This window comes from Nonomuraea rhodomycinica (assembly GCF_013363995.1).
Lineage (GTDB): Bacteria > Actinomycetota > Actinomycetes > Streptosporangiales > Streptosporangiaceae > Nonomuraea > Nonomuraea rhodomycinica.
The window spans coordinates 1-308 of the sequence record NZ_JABWGO010000048.1; the positions used below are offsets into that span (position 1 = coordinate 1).

The window sequence follows — 308 nt, forward strand, 5'->3', positions numbered from 1 at the left end:
AACGGTGTCGAGCCGGGTGTCGCGGCCGGTCAGCGGCCCCAGGACCGCCCGGGTGAAGTCGAAGTCGTTGACCGGGAAGTTGTCCCACAGCGCCACCCGGTGCCCGTAGGAGGCCGCGGCGGCGGCGATCTCGTCGGCCGTGACCGTGCCGACGACCACGTCCCGGCCGGTCCACCACACCAGCACGCCGGGCGGCAGGTCCTCGGCCAGCCGGTCGCGGTAGGCGGTGCGGGACGTGCCCGCGTAGTCGGTCGGCACCATCGTCAGGGGCCGCTCCGCGCCCCGGGGTTCCAGGAACGCCTCGGTGA

At 74.7% G+C, this 308-nt stretch carries 1 protein-coding gene; it reads right to left on the reverse strand.

Features of this window, described 5'->3' with window-relative positions; genetic code table 11:
• Positions 1–308 (reverse strand): beta-N-acetylglucosaminidase domain-containing protein (locus HT134_RS44365; protein ID WP_175606512.1); only part of this gene is annotated, 308 nt, incomplete at both ends.